Origin of the sequence: Aggregatibacter kilianii (assembly GCF_003129965.1) — a bacterium.
In the GTDB taxonomy this organism is placed as follows: domain Bacteria; phylum Pseudomonadota; class Gammaproteobacteria; order Enterobacterales; family Pasteurellaceae; genus Aggregatibacter; species Aggregatibacter kilianii_A.
In genome coordinates, this window is sequence record NZ_NRCJ01000002.1 from 23,065 (window position 1) to 39,835 (window position 16,771).

15 protein-coding genes are annotated in these 16,771 nt (G+C 46.3%); 9 read left to right on the top strand and 6 right to left on the bottom strand.

Going from position 1 to position 16,771, the window contains the following annotated elements:
- Positions 1-17 precede the first annotated feature (17 nt).
- The 8 genes from alr to dapB all read left to right on the top strand — a co-directional run bounded on the left by alr (position 18) and on the right by dapB (position 6,791).
- A complete protein-coding gene (gene alr, locus DK430_RS01495; RefSeq protein ID WP_109077358.1) occupies positions 18-1,100 on the top strand; it encodes an alanine racemase in 1,083 nt (360 codons plus the stop codon).
- Between the two features lie 29 nt (positions 1,101-1,129).
- Positions 1,130-2,779 (top strand): glucose-6-phosphate isomerase, encoded by a 1,650-nt coding sequence (pgi, locus tag DK430_RS01500; protein WP_109077359.1) that lies wholly within the window; start codon positions 1,130-1,132, stop codon positions 2,777-2,779.
- Between the two features lie 139 nt (positions 2,780-2,918).
- The gene (gene ribH / locus DK430_RS01505; RefSeq protein ID WP_109077360.1) at positions 2,919-3,392 is read left to right on the top strand and encodes a 6,7-dimethyl-8-ribityllumazine synthase; all 474 of its coding nucleotides are present in this window, start codon (positions 2,919-2,921) and stop codon (positions 3,390-3,392) included.
- 6 nt (positions 3,393-3,398) lie between these two features.
- Positions 3,399-3,824, top strand: a complete 426-nt coding sequence (nusB, locus tag DK430_RS01510; protein ID WP_109077361.1) for a transcription antitermination factor NusB — start codon at positions 3,399-3,401, stop codon at positions 3,822-3,824.
- Positions 3,825-3,842: 18 nt separating this feature from the next.
- Positions 3,843-4,826, top strand: a complete 984-nt coding sequence (gene thiL, locus DK430_RS01515) for a thiamine-phosphate kinase (protein ID WP_109077362.1) — start codon at positions 3,843-3,845, stop codon at positions 4,824-4,826.
- A gap of 10 nt (positions 4,827-4,836) precedes the next feature.
- Positions 4,837-5,328 carry a phosphatidylglycerophosphatase A family protein gene (locus tag DK430_RS01520; protein ID WP_109077363.1) on the top strand — a complete coding sequence of 164 codons (492 nt, stop codon included), beginning with the start codon at positions 4,837-4,839 and terminating at the stop codon, positions 5,326-5,328.
- Between the two features lie 8 nt (positions 5,329-5,336).
- Positions 5,337-5,957, top strand: a complete 621-nt coding sequence (locus tag DK430_RS01525) for a homoserine/threonine efflux transporter (RefSeq protein WP_109077364.1) — start codon at positions 5,337-5,339, stop codon at positions 5,955-5,957.
- A gap of 21 nt (positions 5,958-5,978) precedes the next feature.
- Positions 5,979-6,791: a 4-hydroxy-tetrahydrodipicolinate reductase gene (gene dapB / locus DK430_RS01530; RefSeq protein WP_109077365.1), complete on the top strand. Its 813-nt coding sequence runs from the start codon at positions 5,979-5,981 to the stop codon at positions 6,789-6,791.
- 72 nt (positions 6,792-6,863) lie between these two features.
- Here dapB and yfaE read toward each other — a convergent pair whose 3' ends face one another.
- From yfaE to DK430_RS01560, 6 genes are all read right to left on the bottom strand, one after another.
- The gene (gene yfaE / locus DK430_RS01535) at positions 6,864-7,112 is read right to left on the bottom strand and encodes a class I ribonucleotide reductase maintenance protein YfaE (RefSeq protein WP_109077366.1); all 249 of its coding nucleotides are present in this window, start codon (positions 7,110-7,112) and stop codon (positions 6,864-6,866) included.
- A 69-nt stretch (positions 7,113-7,181) separates the two neighbouring features.
- Positions 7,182-8,567, bottom strand: a complete 1,386-nt coding sequence (locus DK430_RS01540; protein WP_109077367.1) for an SLC13 family permease — start codon at positions 8,565-8,567, stop codon at positions 7,182-7,184.
- Positions 8,568-8,769: 202 nt separating this feature from the next.
- Positions 8,770-9,900 carry a class Ia ribonucleoside-diphosphate reductase subunit beta gene (nrdB, locus tag DK430_RS01545; protein WP_109077368.1) on the bottom strand — a complete coding sequence of 377 codons (1,131 nt, stop codon included), beginning with the start codon at positions 9,898-9,900 and terminating at the stop codon, positions 8,770-8,772.
- A 9-nt stretch (positions 9,901-9,909) separates the two neighbouring features.
- Entirely contained in the window at positions 9,910-10,782 is an 873-nt protein-coding gene (locus DK430_RS01550; RefSeq protein ID WP_109077369.1) for a DUF4393 domain-containing protein, read from the bottom strand.
- Positions 10,783-10,856: 74 nt separating this feature from the next.
- On the bottom strand, positions 10,857-13,127 hold the full coding sequence (gene nrdA / locus DK430_RS01555) for a class 1a ribonucleoside-diphosphate reductase subunit alpha (protein WP_109077370.1): 2,271 nt from the start codon (positions 13,125-13,127) through the stop codon (positions 10,857-10,859).
- A 299-nt stretch (positions 13,128-13,426) separates the two neighbouring features.
- A complete protein-coding gene (locus tag DK430_RS01560; RefSeq protein ID WP_109077371.1) occupies positions 13,427-15,394 on the bottom strand; it encodes a site-specific recombinase in 1,968 nt (655 codons plus the stop codon).
- 244 nt (positions 15,395-15,638) lie between these two features.
- Between DK430_RS01560 and DK430_RS01565 the strand changes: the two genes are divergently transcribed.
- Complete coding sequence (locus DK430_RS01565) at positions 15,639-16,667, top strand: ABC transporter substrate-binding protein (protein ID WP_109077372.1); 1,029 nt, start codon at positions 15,639-15,641, stop codon at positions 16,665-16,667.
- The last annotated feature ends 104 nt before the right edge of the window (positions 16,668-16,771 follow it).

A 16,771-nucleotide genomic window follows, 5' to 3' on the forward strand; every position in this document is an offset into this window, starting at 1 on the left:
TTGTAAAGAGATAAAAAATGCACATGAAACCTGCAACAGCCAAAATCAGTTCTGTTGCTTTAAAACACAATATTCAAACCATTAAACAAAAAGCCCCGGAAAGTAAAATCATTGCGGTGGTGAAAGCCAATGCCTACGGTCACGGCGTGGTGTTTGTGTCCTCCGCCGTAGAAAGCTTGGTGGACTGCTTCGGCGTAGCGCGTTTGGAAGAGGCGTTAAAATTACGCTCCAGCGGCATCACCAAACCGATTTTGCTTTTGGAAGGTTTTTTCTCCTCAAAAGATTTGCCGATTCTGGCGGTCAACAATATTCAAACCGTGGTGCACAGCAAAGAACAGTTGGACGCGCTGGAGAAAGCGAAAACCCCGAATCCGATCAAAGTCTGGCTAAAAATTGATACCGGCATGCACCGTTTGGGTGTACATTTGGACGAAGTAGATGTCTTCTATCAAAAATTGAAATCCTTGCCTTGTGTGGATTCGAACATCGGCTTCGTCAGCCATTTCAGCCGAGCCGACGAACTGGAATGCGGTTACACGGAAAAACAATTAGCCCGCTTTTTACAGGCGACGGAAGGCAAATCCGGCGAACGTAGTATTTCCGCCTCCGGAGGCATTTTATTCTGGCAGGACGCCCATCTGGATTGGATCCGTCCGGGTATTATTATGTACGGCATTTCGCCGAACAATACCGCCGGCAAAGAATACGGCTTAATTCCGGTGATGAATCTGACTTCTTCTTTAATTGCCGTGCGTGACCATAAAAAAGACGAACCGGTGGGCTACGGCGGCGTTTGGGTGAGTGAAAAAGACACCAAAATCGGCGTGGTGGCGATCGGTTACGGCGACGGCTATCCGCGTGACGTACCGGAAGGCACACCGGTGTATCTTAACGGCCGTCGCGTGCCGATCGTAGGTAAAGTGTCTATGGATATGCTTACCGTGGATCTGGGCGCAGACAGTCAGGACAAAGTCGGCGATGAAGTGATTCTGTGGGGCAAAGAATTGCCTATTGAAGAAATCGCAGCAATTACCGGCATTATCAGTTATGAATTAATCACCAAATTAACACCGCGTGTTTTAACCGAATACATTGATTAAATTTCATCGATTAAGTTTAAGGAGAGCTTATGCAAAACATTAATCCAACCCATACCAACGCATGGAAAGCATTAACGCAACATCATGCACAACGTAAAAATGCTACGATTCAGGAATTATTTGCGCAGGAAAAAGATCGTTTTGCGCATTATTCCTTAACCTTCAACAATGAAATCCTAGTAGATTTCTCCAAAAATAATCTGACCCAAGAAACCTTGGGCTTATTGCGTCAGCTCACCGAAGAATGCGGTTTGGCTCAAGCGAAGGAAGCCATGTTCACCGGCGAAAAAATCAACCGCACGGAAAATCGTGCCGTATTACACACCGCGCTTCGTAACCGTGCCAATACGCCTGTGTTGGTGGACGGCAAAGATGTGATGCCGGAAGTGAATGCTGTGCTTGCTAAAATGAAATCCTTCTGCGAACGTGTCATTTCCGGTGAATGGAAAGGTTACACCGGCAAAGCCATTACCGATGTGATCAATATCGGTATCGGCGGTTCCGATCTGGGGCCTTACATGGTGACTGAAGCGTTGCGCCCGTATAAAAATCATTTAACCATGCACTTTGTGTCTAACGTGGACGGCACGCATATTGCGGAAACCCTGAAAAAAGTGAATCCGGAAACGACATTGGTATTGGTTGCTTCCAAAACCTTCACCACGCAAGAAACCATGACCAACGCCAATTCTGCGCGTGATTGGTTCTTAGCGACGGCAAAAGATGAAAAACATGTGGCGAAACACTTTGCGGCGCTTTCCACCAACGCCAAAGAAGTAGAAAAATTCGGCATCGACACCGACAATATGTTCGGCTTCTGGGATTGGGTCGGCGGACGTTATTCCTTATGGTCGGCTATCGGTTTATCTATCGCCCTTTCCATCGGCTTTGAAAACTTTGAGGCTTTATTGAGCGGTGCGCACGAAATGGATAAACACTTCCGCAATGCGCCGTTAGAACAAAATATCCCGACTACCCTTGCCTTAGTGGGTTTATGGAACACCAATTTCCTAGGTGCACAAACGGAAGCCATTTTACCGTACGACCAATATTTACATCGTTTCGCCGCCTATTTCCAACAAGGCAACATGGAATCCAACGGGAAATATGTGGGACGTGACGGCAAAGTTATCGACAACTATCAAACCGGCCCGATCATTTGGGGCGAGCCGGGCACCAACGGTCAGCACGCCTTCTACCAATTAATTCACCAAGGTACGACATTAATTCCTTGTGATTTCATTGCACCGGCACAAACCCATAATCCGTTGTCCGATCATCACAACAAATTACTTTCCAACTTCTTTGCACAAACGGAAGCTTTAGCGTTCGGTAAAACCAAAGAACAAGTGGAAGCGGAATTTCTGAAAGCAGGCAAAACCTTGGCGGAAGTGGAAGACATCGTGCCGTTCAAAGTGTTCACCGGTAACAAACCGACCAATTCCATTTTGTTACAAAAAATCACCCCGTTTAGCCTGGGTGCGTTGATTGCCATATATGAACACAAAATTTTCGTGCAAGGCGTGTTGTTCAACATTTACAGTTTCGACCAATGGGGTGTGGAATTAGGCAAACAACTTGCCAACCGAATCCTGCCTGAATTGGTGAACAACGATAAAATTGAAAGCCACGACAGCTCAACCAACGGCTTGATCAATCAATTCAAAGCCTGGCGTTAATTCAGTCTGATTGGCAATAAAGTGCGGTCAAAAAACGCAGAGAATTTTGACCGCACTTTTGCTTTTCTTACTGCCTGCAAAGGAATTTTATGCTAGAATTCGCGCGCTATTTTTCATTAACATCACAATAGGAAAGAACATGAAAGTTTTAGAAGGTAATATCGCCGCACCAAAAGCAAAAGTCGCCGTGGTTATCAGCCGTTTTAACAGTTTTATCAACGAAAGCCTGCTTGAAGGCGCCCTTGACGCGTTAAAACGCATCGGTCAGGTTAAAGATGACAACATCACTTTAGTACGCGTGCCGGGTGCGTATGAATTGCCTTTAGTGGCACGTCGTTTGGCGGAAAGCAAAAAATTCGATGCTATCGTTGCCTTAGGTACGGTCATTCGTGGTGGCACAGCGCATTTTGAATATGTGGCGGGCGAGGCCAGCAGCGGTTTAGGCAAAGTGGCGATGGAGTCCGAAATTCCTGTGGCATTCGGCGTATTAACCACCGAAAACATCGAACAAGCCATTGAGCGCGCAGGTACCAAAGCCGGTAATAAAGGCGCGGAAGCCGCGTTAGTCGCATTGGAAATGTACAATCTTTTAAATCAAATTCAGGCTGCGTAAATCACAATGGCTGAACAAACAAAAAAAATCTCTCCACGTCGTCGCGCCCGTGAGTGTGCCGTTCAGGCGTTGTATTCTTGGGCGGTTTCGCAAAACTCACCGGAAATCGTGGAACTCAATTTCATGACCGAGCAGGACATGAAAGGCGTGGATAAGCCTTATTTCCGCAAATTATTTCGTCAAACTGTAGAAAACGTGGATGCGGTGGAGCGCACCATGCAGGGCTATTTGGATCGAGGTTTAGATGAATTGGATCCTATCGAAAAAGCCATTTTGCGTTTGGCGGTGTATGAGCTTCAATTTGAAGCGGACGTGCCGTACAAAGTGGTCATCAATGAAGCCATTGAAGTGGCGAAAGTGTTCGGCGCGGACGAAAGCCATAAATATATCAACGGCGTATTAGACAAAATCGCACCTGTGGTGCGCGCTTAAACCACGCAGGGAGGCAGTATGTGTGAAGGTGAATTCGATATTATTCAGCGTTATTTTACTGCCTCCAAGCGCTCTCCGCGTAAAGACGTGGTGCTTTCGGTGGGCGATGATTGTGCGATTACCGAGCTTAACACCAATCAACATTTAGCCATTACCACCGACACCATGGTGGAAAACATCCATTTCCTGCCGAGCATTCGTCCCGCCGATTTAGCCTATAAAGCAGTCGCCACCAATTTGAGCGATCTCGCTTCCATGGGCGCCGAACCCGCGTGGATTTCCTTGGCGCTAACCTTGCCGAAAATCGATCATGATTGGCTGGCGGAATTCAGCGAAAGTTTCTTTGCCATTCTTGATCATTACAACGTGGATCTTATCGGCGGCGATACCACCAAAGGTCCGCTAGGATTAACCATCACTGCGCAAGGCATTATTGCGAAAAATAAAGGTTTGTGCCGTCATCAGGCAAAAGTCGGGGATTGGATTTATGTGTCCGGTACGTTGGGCGACAGCGCGGCAGGCTTATCCTTTATTCTGCAAGACAAAAGTGCGGTCAATTCTGCGCAAGAATTTTTAATCCGACGCCATTTGCGCCCGACGCCGCGTGTGTTACTCGGTTTGGAGCTTTCCGTATCCGGCTTGGCAAATGCGGCAATCGACATTTCCGACGGCTTGGTCGCCGATTTAGGGCATATTTTGGAACGCAGCCAGTGCGGCGCAATGATTGAATTAGACAAACTGCCGCTTTCCGCCGAGATCGTCAGCGAATTCGGTTTAGCGCAAGCGGAGCAGTTCGCCTTATCGGGCGGCGAAGATTATGAACTTTGCTTTACCGTGTCCGACAGCAATATTACCAAATTAGAAAAAGCCTTGGCGCATCTCGGCGTGCCTTATACCTGTATCGGACAAATTCGTCATGCGGGCAAAAAACGCATTCAATTCCAACGAAACGGACAGCCGGTAGAACTTGAGTTACCGCGCGGTTTCGATCATTTCAAATAGGTTTTAACTTATGACTGCACCACAAAATCCCCTGGAGCGGGTGAATTTGCGTAATCCTATTCATTTTCTGGCGCTCGGTTTCGGCTCCGGTTTATTGCGCCCGGCGCCCGGTACGTGGGGCAGTTTGGCGGGTGTGGTGTTAGGTGCATTGTTGTTGCCCTGGCTCGGTGCAAAAACATTTTTAATTTTGACCGCACTTTGCTTCTTCATCGGCGTTTGGTTATGCGAACGCACCAGTCACGACATGGGCGTGCACGATCACGGCAGCATCGTATGGGATGAAATCGTGGCGGTTTTCTTGGTACTGTTAGCTGTGCCGCAAATTTCATGGTTCTGGTGCGCCGTGGCTTTCGTCACTTTCCGCGTGTTTGATATTTTAAAACCTTACCCGATTCGCTATTTCGACGAAAAGCTCACCAACGGCTTCGGCATTATGGCAGATGACATTCTGGCGGCGGGGTACAGCATTCTCGTCATCTTCGCACTAGCGCATTTTATCTAGGAAACGCCATGTTAAATTTAATGTTCGTTCATTTAATGGGATTGCTTTCGCCGGGGCCGGATTTCTTTTATGTGAGCCGTGTGGCGGCAATCAGCTCGCGGCGCACGGCGGTGTATGGCGTTATCGGGATTACTCTCGGCGTGTTCATTTGGGCGACTGCCGCTGTGTTAGGGCTAGCAATTGTATTTAAAACCACGCCGGCATTGCAAGGCGTAGTGATGGCATTGGGCGGCAGCTATTTATTTTACCTCGGCGTAAAAATGGCACGGGTGAAAACCAATGCGGTGTTTGATGATGCCGACCAAACCCAGAAAAGCAATTCCAAAAATGAAATTGTCAAAGGCTTGTTGGTGAATTTATCCAACGCCAAAGTGGTAATTTATTTCAGCAGCGTGATGTCCTTTGTGTTGGTCAACATCACCGAAACGCGGCAAATTTTGACCGCACTTTTGATTATCACCGTGGAGACGTTCGTTTATTTTTACGTCATTTCCATTTTATTTTCACGCCCCATTGCCAAACGTTTTTATAGCCAATACAGCCGCTATATTGACAATGTATCGGGTGTGATCTTTATTTTATTCGGCATCTACTTAATTTATAGTGGTGCGATGAAAATGTTAGGTTAAGTTACTTTCGGGAGAAATCATATGACATTAAAAATTGCCGTCGTAGGCGCGGGCGGACGCATGGGGCGCCAATTAATACAAGCGGTACACAACGCCGAAGGCGTGGAATTGGGCGCAGCATTTGAGCGCAAAGGCTCCTCATTGGTGGGCGCAGACGCCGGCGAACTGGCGGGCATCGGCAACCTAGGCATCAAAGTCGGTGACGATTTAAATGCCGCCAAAGATCAATTCGACCTCTTAATCGACTTCACCCGTCCCGAAGGCACATTAGAACATTTGGCATTCTGTGTCGCCAATCAGAAAAAAATCGTGATCGGCACCACCGGTTTTGATGATACCGGCAAAGCGGCGATTAAGTCGGCAAGTGAAAAAATCGGCATCGTGTTCGCGTCTAACTTTAGCGTCGGCGTGAATTTAGTGTTCAAATTATTGGAAAAAGCCGCCAAAGTGATGGGCGATTATTGTGACATCGAAATCATCGAAGCGCACCATCGCCATAAAGTGGACGCACCATCCGGCACGGCACTTTCCATGGGCGAACACATTGCCAAAACCCTCGGAAGAGATTTAAAAACCCACGGCGTATTCTGCCGCGACGGCATTATCGGCGAGCGTAAACGCGATGAAATCGGTTTCTCCACCATTCGTGCTTCCGACGTAGTAGGTGAGCACAGCGTCTGGTTTGCTGACATCGGCGAACGGGTAGAAATCGCCCACAAAGCCTCCAGCCGCATGACCTTCGCCAATGGCGCCGTCCGCGCGGCTAAATGGCTTGAAGGAAAAGACAACGGCTTGTTTGATATGACGGACGTGTTGGATTTGAATAATTTGTAAGTCAAAAAACATTGTTTTTTGTGACCGCACTTTAAATACGTATTTAAAGTGCGGTCGTTTTTTTAAGTGTTTTTACAATTCAATTTCCAAATCTTCTTCCACCCGACAACAACATAATAAAATTTCATCTTTCTGTAAAAAGGCTAAAGGTGTTTCCGCGTAGGACACTTTGCCTTTTTTTATTTTTACCCGGCAGGAGCCGCAATAGCCGCTGCGGCATTGGTATTCATGGTGAATGCCGTGTTGTTCCAAGCGGTCGAGGAGTGGGATGCGGTTGTCGTGTTCGATGGTTTGTCGGTGGTGTAATAAATGGATTTTCATGATCGTTAAAATAAAAAAAGAGCAGCTAGGAGACTGCTCTAAATAGCGTTGAACGTATTGTAATTGAAATTAGATCCACACGAAATAGGCCATGCCGCCAATTATTCCGATACAGAAAAGATTCAAAATGAAGCCGACTTTTGCCATATCCAATTGTTTTACATGCCCGGTGGCGAAAACGATGGCATTCGGCGGCGTGGCGATTGGCAACATAAAGGCGCAGCTTGCCCCGCAAGCGATGATGGCGGCAAGGGCAATTGGCGGTAAGCTCAAGGTTTGCGCCACGGAAATCACAATCGGCATAATTAACGCCGCGCTGGCGGTATTGGAAGTGAATTCGGTGAGGAAAATGATGAACGCGCTGATGACGAAGCAAAGTACCCACAATGGTTTTTCATTGGTGAATTGCACGATGGTATCTGCCATGATTTTACTGGCGCCGGAATCTTTCATCACGATACTCAAGGTTAAACCGCCGCCGAATAACATCAACACGCCCCATTCCACGCGTTGTTGAATTTCTTTCCATTTCGCCACGCCGGTGACGCCGATAATGACTACCACGGTTAAGGCGATCACGCTGTCGAAGCTATCGATTTTTTTCGCCAAACCTAACATGCCGGAGAGCCATGGGTTAATCAGCGAGCTAAAGAGTAGCACCACCGCCATGCCGGCGAAGATGGCTAAGGTGATAATGTTCTTTTTGGTGAAGGTGACTTTTTCGATGGACGGCGTGAAGTCCACGGAAAAATCCGGGCGTAAAATCACCCAAAGGGCGAATAACATGGATGGCAATAAAAGCAACATGACCGGAAAACCGTAGCCCAGCCATTCGGTGAACGTCACTTGAATTTGAGAGGCTAAAATTGCATTCGGTGCGCTGCCCACTAAGGTGCCGATACCACCGATACTGGCGCAGAATGCCATGCCCAGTAAGGTGAAAGCATACAGGCGGTAATTTTTTTCTGCATTTAAGCCTTTTAACATCCCGATAGTGAGCGGCAACATCATGGCGGCGATGGCGGTGTTATTGATCCACATGGATAAGAAGGTGGTGACGCCGAACAAATAGGCTACGGAGAGTTTCAGATTGCCTTTGGCAAGGCGTACGATGTAGTTGGCAATGATTTTGTCTAACTGTTGAATTTGCAATACTGCCGCGATCACAAAGCCGCCGAAGAACATATAGATAATCGGTGTGGCAAAAGGCGCGAGGGCTTTTTGCGTATTAATGAGTCCTAAGGCAATGGCGAGAATCGGCACCATAAGCGAGGTGACGGTAATATTAAAGGCTTCCGTCAGCCACAAAATCCCGATAAAAACGAGCAACGCTAACCCTCGATTTTCTTGTGGGGAGAAGGGCAGGGTGTTGATTAGCACCAACATCAAAATAAAATCTAAGACGAGAATAATCAGGCTTTTGTATTTAGAAAAAAATGTTGCTTCAGTTTGCATAATAGACATCCTCCATAGGTGCTATTAATTATCATTCTTTAAATTATTTTGAAACAAATTTTTAACAAAATTGTGACGGCTATCAAATATATTTTGTGGAGGAGGGGGTGAGGAAAGTGTGCAATAAAAAAGTGCGGTGAATTTTTCGGGTGTTTTTAAAAACGCCGCGAAAATCCACCGCACTTTTTGGCAAAATCAACGATTACAAATCAAAATCATCGAAATCTTTGGTGTCCACTTTGGAATCGATTTGACCCACAAGATAAGAACTCACTTCCACTTCTTGCGGCGCCACCTGTACGTTGTCGGAAACCAACCAAGCGTTGATCCAAGGAATTGGGTTAGAACGCGCTTGGAACGGCAACGGCAAGCCCACCGCCTGCATACGGATATTGGTGATGTATTCCACATATTGCACCAAAATGTCTTTGTTCAAACCGATCATGGAGCCGTCTTTGAACAAATAATCCGCCCAATCCTTTTCCTGTTCCGCTGCGGCTAAGAACAAATCGTAGGCTTCCTGTTTGCATTCTTCGGCAATTTCCGCCATTTCCGGATCGTCTTGACCGGCTGCCATAATATTTAAAATATGTTGTGTGCCGGTTAAGTGCAAGGCTTCATCACGAGCGATGAATTTAATGATCTTCGCGTTACCTTCCATTAATTGACGTTCTGCGAAAGCGAATGAACAAGCGAAAGACACATAGAAACGGATCGCTTCTAAGGCATTGACGCTCATTAAGCAAAGGTAAAGTTGTTTTTTAAGATTGCGTAAAGTAACAACACATTCTTTGCCATCCACGGTGTAAGTGCCTTCGCCGTACAGGCTGTAAAGCTGGCTGTCGCGGATTAAATCGTCGTAGTAAGAAGAAATGTCGCGTGCGCGTTTGATGATTTCTTCGTTGGTTACGATGTCGTCAAACACGATGGACGGATCGTTGACTATGTTGCGAATAATGTGGGTGTAAGAACGGGAATGGATGGTTTCGGAGAATGTCCAGGTCTCGATCCAGGTTTCCAATTCCGGAATGGACACCAACGGCAACAACGCCACGTTCGGGCTTCTGCCTTGAATGGAATCCAACAGGGTTTGGTATTTTAAGTTGCTGATGAAAATATGTTTTTCATGATCAGGCAACGCTGCGTAGTCGATACGGTCTTGCGACACATCCACCTCTTCCGGACGCCAGAAGAAGGAAAGTTGTTTTTCGATGAGCTTTTCAAAAGTCTCATATTTTTGTTGATCGTAACGTGCAACGTTAACGTTCTGACCAAAGAACATCGGTTCTTTTAACTGGTCGTTTTTGTTTTGTGAGAAAGTGGTGTATGCCATTTTTATCTCCTATTTGATAATTCCAACAGCTTTGGCAAAGTTTTTTCCAAATTCAGTGAATGTTAATTGTCCTTTTGTTAATTCTAGTTTTAGGGGGGAAACTGCTGTCTTATTAGCCTCATCGATAATATTTTGTGCGTAACTATACAGTTGATCATTGGTCCAATATATTTCCATGTTGATTATAATTAGTTTCAGTCGTTCCCAATTTTCTAATTCTTTTTGGGATATATCGCTATAGGGGTTTGGAATTATGTATTTTTGGATTATTTGATAGTGTCCTTGATCATTAGTGATTAAGTTTATATTACAGATGGGAATTCCTTCTTCAGATTTCTCAAAAAGAACTTTTAATTTTTTAGCTTCTTGGTTATTTATTTGCTTAAGAATCTCCACATAAGCAGGATGGTTTATATTAGTTTTAGTAGAATCTACTGTGCTAATAAGTAAATCTTCAAACATTTGTTTTAAATCAGGTTCTTCATCTAAATAAACTAATCTTTCAGCCATATCCGCAAAAGCGGGGATTGATGAAATTTCACCAGAAAGAAAACCTTGATTTTTTAAACTTTCAATTTTCTGATTAATAGCTTGCTTGGTACTTTCAGAATGAAGAGAGAAACTTTCAACTATCTTCACCATTGCTCCTTTAGTCATTTTTATAGGTAACACTAATCCTGCATGAACCAATGTAACTAATAGATTTTTTGCTTCTGCTATTTTTTGCTTTGTATCAGCTTCATAGTTACCTGCATTTTGTAATCTGGGGTCATCACTATGCTGTAGTGCGTGTATTTCAGCAACGGTGTCAGGTTTTACTACTTCAGTTGCTGTTTTTACTATTTCTGCCGTAGTTTTTATTGATGAGATTGGTTCTGGCATATTAATTCTCCTTAACAAAAAAGTGCGGTTAAATTTAAAGAAGTTTTTAAGAATATTACCGCACTTTTATTTTATTAAATCTTACACGCCCCACCAGCGCAACCATCATCCAAATCTTCCTGGCTGTCTTCGGCGCCGTCACGGGTGTTTTGGTAGTAGAGGGTTTTTAAGCCGTATTTGTAAGCGGTTAATAAATCTTTTAACAGCACTTTCATCGGCACTTTGCCGTCTTCAAAGCGTTTCGGGTCGTAGTTGGTGTTGGCGGAGATGGCTTGGTCCACGAATTTTTGCATGATGCCGACCAAGTGCAAGTAGCCGTCGTTGCTTGGGATGTCCCAGAGTAATTCGTAGTTTTCGCCGAGGTTTTCATAATCCGGTACTACTTGTTTCAAAATGCCGTCTTTAGAGGCTTTGACGCTCACATGGCCGCGCGGCGGTTCGATGCCGTTGGTGGCGTTGGAAATCTGGGAAGATGTTTCCGACGGCATTAAGGCGGTGAGGGTGGAGTTGCGCAAGCCGAATTCTTGGATGTCGCGACGCAGGCTTTCCCAGTCGTAATGCAACGGCTCGGAAGTTAAGCTGTCGATGTCTTTTTTGTAGGTATCGATCGGCAAAATGCCTTGCGCGTAAGTGGTTTCGTTGAAGTATTCGCACGCGCCTTGTTCCTTCGCCAAATTCATGGAGGCTTTCAATAAGTAATATTGAATAGCTTCAAAGGTGCGGTGGGTTAAATCGTTGGCGCTGCCGTCGGAATAACGCACACCGTGTTTTGCAAGATAGTACGCGTAGTTAATCACGCCGATACCTAAAGAACGACGGGCAAGGGAGCTGCGTTTTGCCGCAATCACCGGGTAATCTTGGTAATCCAACAAAGCGTCTAATGCGCGCACGGCAAGATCCGCCAAATTGTCTAACTCATCCAAGTTTTCCAATTTGCCTAAGTTAAAGGCGGAAAGGGTACAAAGGGCGATTTCGCCGTTTTCATCGTGGAAATGTTGTAACGGCTTGGTCGGCAGAGCGATTTCCAAACACAGGTTGGATTGACGCACCGGTGCCACTTTCGGATCGAACGGCGAGTGGGTGTTACAGTGGTCCACGTTGTGAATGTAAATACGACCGGTGGAGGCGCGCTCCTGCATTAATAAAGAGAACAATTCCACGGCTTTCACGGTACGTTTACGGATATTCGGATCCTGTTCATATTGCACATAAAGTTGCTCGAATTTGTCTTGATCGGCAAAGAAGGCTTCATACAGTCCCGGCACATCGGACGGGCTGAACAATGTAATGTCGCCGCCTTTGATTAAGCGTTGATACATGAGTTTATTGAGCTGCACGCCGTAGTCCATGTGACGTACTCGGTTGTCTTCCACGCCACGGTTGTTTTTTAACACCAACAGGCTTTCCACTTCCAAATGCCAAATCGGGTAATACACCGTTGCCGCACCGCCGCGCACACCGCCTTGAGAGCAGGATTTTACGGCGGTTTGGAAATGTTTGTAGAACGGAATACAACCGGTATGGAAGGCTTCGCCGCCACGAATCGGGCTGCCGAGGGCGCGAATGGCGCCGGCGTTAATGCCGATACCGGCGCGTTGGGAAACGTATTTCACGATGGCGGACGCGGTCGCGTTAATGGAATCCAAACTGTCGCCGCATTCGATCAAGACGCAAGAACTGAATTGACGGGTCGGGGTGCGTACGCCTGCCATGATCGGGGTCGGCAGGGAAATTTTGAAGGTGGAGGTGGCATCGTAAAAACGGCGCACATAATCCAAACGGGTTTCCTGCGGATATTTGGAGAACAGGCTCGCCGCAACCAATAAATAGAGGAATTGCGCAGATTCGTAGATCTCACCGGTCACGCGGTTTTGCACCAAATATTTGCCTTCTAATTGCTTCACCGCCGCATAAGAGAACGTCATGTCGCGCCAGTGGTCGATAAAACCGTCCATTTCGTCCCATTCTTCGCGGGTGTAGTCATCCAACAAAGACGGATCGTATTTGCCCATGCGCACCAGTTTTTTCACATGATCGTATAAACGAGGCGGATCGAAATGCCCATAAGCCTTTTTACGCAAATGGAACACTGCAAGGCGCGCGGCAAGGTATTGATAATCCGGCGAATCTTTGCTGATCAGATCCGCTGCCGCTTTAATAATGGTTTCGTGAATGTCGGAGGTGCGAATGCCTTCGTAAAACTGAATATGCGAGCGCAATTCCACTTGCGACACGGACACATTGTCCAATCCTTCCGCCGCCCAAGTGATCACGCGGTGAATTTTATCAAGATTAATCGGTTCCAGTTTTCCGTCACGTTTGGTGACCATTAATGCCTTGTTCATGGAAGATTCCCACTCCTTAAAAAGATATGAAAAAACACAACATATAGTTGTGTCGTAAAAAATTTCGCACAAGATAATGTGTTGAAAGTGAAAATTCAAGCACTAAATTTTTCACTCGAATTATTGACATCAAATAACTGCTTATAAATTAAGAAGAATTTTAGGGAGGGCAAAAATCGCATTATTAAAATTTATGTAAAGGGATAAATTTTGTGCGAAGTGGTGATTTTGCGGATCTTTGAGAAGAGAAAAGTGCGGTCACAAAAAACGTTATTTTTTTCGACCGCACTTTCCCGAACTTATCTCTCCAACTGCACCGGCAGGAATAAACTCAACGGGCGTTGTTTGAGGATTTGCCAGACGCAACGCCAGATGTCGCACCAGCTGTCCACTTCGGTGTTAAGGGAGCGGAGGGCGAGGCGAAGGGTGAGGGAGAAGCTCACGATGAGGTTGACCAAGCCGATAAGCAAAACAAAGGCGATACTTTGTAGCAATAATGCCATGCCGAAATTGCCGCTCACGGCGATGTAACCCACGTTCGCGGAGGAGAAGGCGACGTGGCGGATGTCCAACGGCAAGCCCGTTAAATAACCCACGACGCCGGTTAAGCCGAGCAACATGCCGAAACACAGATTTCCCATGATGGAGCCGTAATTGTCGTGTATATAATCGGCGAATTTGGTGCGGCATTTTGTGCCAAGTAAACGTTTGAGTAACGGGTGTTGGCGTAAGCGCATGCGTGAGTTGAGGTAATTACTGCGATTATCAAAGAACCCGGAAATAATGCCGGAACAGAACAGCCATACGCCGGCGATGGCGGCAAACCACAAGCTGCCCGCCAGCGGATCAATGCTATGTAATTGATAGTCGATCATTTCGCGGTTCATTAACGGCGCGCCGGTTTGGCGTTCAAACAGGAACGAAATTAACGCCGCCAGGCTGATGGCGACCGCCACGTTGCCTAACACGGCGACGCTTTGTGAGCGAAATACGTCCACCAATAATTGTGCCAGTTTCATATTGAGCGCGCGCCCTTGCGGGTTGCGTTCTACCGCTTCGGCAAAACGCGCGGCGGTCATGGCGGGCTGTTTGGTGGCGACGGTGAAGTGCAACATGAATATGAGGGTAAAACCTAAGCCGTAATTCAACCCTTCCGCAATGCCTTTCCACACTTTGTCGTCAATAACGGAGCCTAAATACACCTTAAATAACGCCATCAACGCGATGAGAATGCCCCCACCGGCTGCGGAATAGAGCATGGCGAAATATTCTTTTTTATTGCGCGTGATGTAATGTTCACCGTGATCGCCGGCGTTTTGAGTGATGCTGCGGGAAACCAGTTTCGAGCTTTGTTTCCACAGGCGGGTAATACTGTGTTGATCCGCTGAAGCCGAGGCAAGGGCGCCGGTTAATAATAGAATGCGGCGCGGCAGGTAGCGGTTGGAGACAAAAATCGCCATCAGGTTTTCCAAACGATCCAAGGTTTGTTTTAGGCGTTCCAGTAAATAGGTCACATTTAACGAAGAGCCTACCGCCGTGCCCCGTTTTTGCAGACGTTCGATCAGCGCCTGACATTGTTCAAACATCACATACAGATGGCTGTCATCAAAATCCTGTTGATTGCGCCGCGCCTGTAACCAATCCACCACTTCCCGATGAAGCGCCACAAAAGGCGAGTCGGCGTTAAGCAAAGTGGGATCCATACGCATCAGTTCCGGTTCCATGTCTTCCGCCGCGATCCAAATAGAAAGCATTTCGATGGCGAACAGCCCTTCCGCCTGAAAATGATCATGTACCCGTTGTTTGTCGTTTTTATCGGCGTTGCGACTTAACAGGCTAAATAAAGCACGCCATTCTTTGAGCGGCACGGCGTTGATCCAGCGTGCATCGTTTTTGTCGCTGAAGAGCAAATAAAACACATCGCGTAGGTCGTTAATGTCTTTAAATTCAGGGTTAAAACGTTCGTATAAACGGTTCTTCATTTCACGTCCGAAACCTTCCCGCGCCAAAATGCCGCTGCTAATAAATAACGGATATAAACGCATCCCGCACAACCAACGGCACAACATGGTACTGATATTGCGCGCTAGGGTTTTATCCTGTTTTAAGCAGTGTTTAAACAAACGTAGGGCGGGCACGACTTGCTGCGGCTGACAGTGGCGCAACCAATAACAGAGCCCTTGCAGCAACGCAAAGCTGTTATTTTCGTCCGCCTGCTGTTGTAAAAATGCGGTTAAGGTGTTTTGTGTAAATGAAGTATATTTCACGCGTTTTAACCTCCTTGAGAATGGGATGAGTTATGTTAAAGCGGCGAATTATAAAGAAAATCAAGGGATAAATGCAAATTTGCACGTGAAGTGCGGTCATATTTTTTAGTGTTTTTAATTAATTATTGGTTGTACCTGTTTTTTATCCGCATAAAAATTAAACGCCATTCGTTTAGTATTTTTCATTCAATGACATATAATCCCGTGCATTCAATAAGGATCGTTAATTTAAGAGGGATTTAATATGCAAAAATGGTTTAAACGCAGTCTTGGTTTGGTTTGTCTTTCACCGTTATTTTTTGCACAGCAGGTGCAGGCGGAAGGTCGCCTCACCGTGTATTGCACGGTGCAAAATAAAGTTTGCGAAAAAGTGACGCAGGATTTCGGCGCGAAATATCATGTAGAAACGCAGTTTGTGCATGGCGGTACGGAAACCATTTTCGGCAAAATTAAAGCGGAAAAAGATAATCCGCAGGCGGATTTTTGGTACGGCGGCACGATCGAGCCGCATTTTCAGGCAGGGGAGTTAGGTTTATTGGAGGCTTACCGTTCGCCGAAACAGGTGGAAATCCTACCGCAGTTTAAGACGCTAATGGAACAAAAAGGCGAGTTCACTTCCGTGGCATATATGTTGGTGCTCGGTTTCGGCGTGAATACGCAAAAATTAGCACAATTGGGTTTGCCGACGCCGCAAACTTGGGAAGATTTACTGAAGCCGGAATATAAAGGCGAAATCCAACTGCCCGATCCGCGCGCTTCCGGTACTACTTATACGATCATGGCGACCTTAATTCAGCTTTGGGGCGAAGAAAAAGCCTTTGATTACCTGAAAAAACTCAATGAAAACGTGTCGCAATATGTGAAAAGTAATCTGGTGACGGCGAATTTATCCCGTGGCGAAACGGCAATTAGTATCGGCTTCGTCCATTCCTATGCAACGGAAAAAGAAAAAGGCGCGCCGGTGGAAACCGTGATTCCGCAAGGCAAAACGGGTTATGCCTTGGGTGGGGCGAGTATCATTAAAGGCGCACGTAATTTAGATAATGCCAAATTGTTCATGGATTATGTGTTGTCCAAAGAGGTGGAAGAAATTCCGTGGCGCGAGTTTGGCTTATACCAAATCCCGACAAATGCCAACGCCGAGGCTTCACCGAAATCGGTAGATCCGAAAAAACTACAATTATTGGATTTTGATTTTGCCAAATTCGGTTCCAGTGAAGAAGGCAAGCGTCTGATTAATAAATGGTTGGCGGAAATTAAGCTGGCGAAATAGCTTTTCCTTTTTCCCGGGGTAATAAATTACCCCGGGTTACGCATAATTCAGCTGCTTTGTGGCTGTTTCAGGTTCCTCGTTGAGGAATGATTATATTTAACTCG

Coding starts and splice junctions, on each gene's coding strand:
- yfaE (WP_109077366.1), bottom strand. CDS start 7,112: ATGAAAATCCATTTATTACACCACCGACAAACCATCGAACACGACAAC.
- nusB (WP_109077361.1), top strand. CDS start 3,399: ATGGCTGAACAAACAAAAAAAATCTCTCCACGTCGTCGCGCCCGTGAG.
- DK430_RS01525 (WP_109077364.1), top strand. CDS start 5,337: ATGTTAAATTTAATGTTCGTTCATTTAATGGGATTGCTTTCGCCGGGG.
- alr (WP_109077358.1), top strand. CDS start 18: ATGCACATGAAACCTGCAACAGCCAAAATCAGTTCTGTTGCTTTAAAA.
- dapB (WP_109077365.1), top strand. CDS start 5,979: ATGACATTAAAAATTGCCGTCGTAGGCGCGGGCGGACGCATGGGGCGC.
- DK430_RS01550 (WP_109077369.1), bottom strand. CDS start 10,782: ATGCCAGAACCAATCTCATCAATAAAAACTACGGCAGAAATAGTAAAA.
- DK430_RS01520 (WP_109077363.1), top strand. CDS start 4,837: ATGACTGCACCACAAAATCCCCTGGAGCGGGTGAATTTGCGTAATCCT.
- pgi (WP_109077359.1), top strand. CDS start 1,130: ATGCAAAACATTAATCCAACCCATACCAACGCATGGAAAGCATTAACG.
- thiL (WP_109077362.1), top strand. CDS start 3,843: ATGTGTGAAGGTGAATTCGATATTATTCAGCGTTATTTTACTGCCTCC.
- nrdA (WP_109077370.1), bottom strand. CDS start 13,127: ATGAACAAGGCATTAATGGTCACCAAACGTGACGGAAAACTGGAACCG.
- nrdB (WP_109077368.1), bottom strand. CDS start 9,900: ATGGCATACACCACTTTCTCACAAAACAAAAACGACCAGTTAAAAGAA.
- DK430_RS01540 (WP_109077367.1), bottom strand. CDS start 8,567: ATGCAAACTGAAGCAACATTTTTTTCTAAATACAAAAGCCTGATTATT.
- DK430_RS01565 (WP_109077372.1), top strand. CDS start 15,639: ATGCAAAAATGGTTTAAACGCAGTCTTGGTTTGGTTTGTCTTTCACCG.
- ribH (WP_109077360.1), top strand. CDS start 2,919: ATGAAAGTTTTAGAAGGTAATATCGCCGCACCAAAAGCAAAAGTCGCC.